This window comes from Streptomyces sp. NPDC048600 (assembly GCF_055587025.1).
The window spans coordinates 1-1,484 of record NZ_JBVJGZ010000073.1; the positions used below are offsets into that span (position 1 = coordinate 1).

1 protein-coding gene and 1 pseudogene are annotated in these 1,484 nt (G+C 71.2%); both read left to right on the forward strand.

Annotation, left to right across the window (positions count from 1 at the left end; genetic code table 11):
* Window positions 1–114: pseudogene (locus ACZ6SQ_RS38340) on the forward strand (beta-ketothiolase); the annotation flags it as partial.
* A 36-nt stretch (window positions 115–150) separates the two neighbouring features.
* Window positions 151–1,484, forward strand: a 1,334-nt coding sequence (locus ACZ6SQ_RS38345) for a 3-hydroxyacyl-CoA dehydrogenase NAD-binding domain-containing protein (RefSeq protein WP_469570686.1), incomplete at its 3' end; no start/stop codon positions are given.

Below are 1,484 nucleotides of genomic sequence, written 5' to 3' on the forward strand. Positions count from 1 at the left end.
ATGATCCTCGGCACCCTCGTCGACGAGCTGGAGCGCCAGGACAAGCGCTACGGCCTCGCCACGCTCTGCGTGGGCGGCGGCATGGGCATCGCCACGATCATCGAGCGTCTCTGACCCCTTCCCGACGGATTCCTACGGAGCAACCTCCTCATGAGCACTGAGTCCACGACCATCCGCTGGGAACAGGACGAGACCGGCGTCGTCACCCTCGTCCTCGACGACCCCGACCAGTCCGCCAACACCATGAACGCGGCCTTCCGCGCCTCGCTGGCCGCGACCGCCGACCGCCTGGAGGCCGAGAAGGACTCCGTCCGCGGTGTCATCTTCACCTCGGCCAAGAAGACCTTCTTCGCGGGCGGCGACCTGCGCGACCTCATCCGGGTCACGCCCGAGACCGCGCAGCAGCTGTTCGACGGCGGCCTGGAGATCAAGCGCAACCTGCGCCGCATCGAGACCCTCGGCAAGCCCGTCGTCGCCGCGATCAACGGCGCCGCCCTGGGCGGCGGTTACGAGCTCGCCCTGGCCTGCCACCACCGTGTCGCCCTCGACACCCCCGGCACCAGGATCGGCTGCCCCGAGGTCACCCTCGGCCTGCTCCCCGGCGGCGGTGGCGTCGCCCGCACGGTCCGACTGCTCGGCATCGCCGACGCCCTGCTGAAGGTCCTCCTCCAGGGCACCCAGTACAACGCCCGGCGCGCCCAGGAGAACGGCCTGGTCCACGAGGTCGCCGCCTCGCGGGAGGAACTGCTGGCCAAGGCCCGCGCGTTCATCGACGCCAACCCCGAGGCCAGGCAGCCCTGGGACGTGCCCGGCTACCGCATCCCCGGCGGCACCCCGTCGAACCCGAAGTTCGCCGCCAACCTCCCGGCCTTCCCCGCCACCCTGCGCAAGCAGACGGCGGGCGCCCCCTACCCGGCCCCGCGCAACATCCTCGCCGCAGCCGTCGAGGGCGCCCAGGTCGACTTCGAGACCGCCCAGGTGATCGAGGCCCGCTACTTCGTGGAACTGGCCGCCGGGCAGACCTCGAAGAACATGATCCAGGCGTTCTTCTTCGACCTCCAGGCCGTCAACTCCGGCGCCAACCGCCCCCAGGGCATCGAGCCGCGCCCGGTCCGCAAGGTCGCCGTGCTCGGCGCCGGGATGATGGGCGCGGGCATCGCCTACTCCTGCGCCCGCGCCGGCATCGACGTCGTCCTCAAGGACGTCACCGCGGAAGCCGCCGTCAAGGGCAAGAACTACTCCGAGAAGCTCTGCGCCAGGGCCGTCTCGCGCGGGCGCACCACGCAGGAGAAGGCCGACGCCCTCCTCGCCCGCATCACGCCCACCGCCGAGGCCGCCGACCTCGCGGGCTGCGACGCCGTGATCGAGGCCGTGTTCGAGGACACCGCACTCAAGCACAAGGTGTTCCAGGAGATCCAGGACGTCGTCGGCCCCGACGCGCTGCTGTGCTCCAACACCTCCACCCTGCCGATCACCGCGCTCGC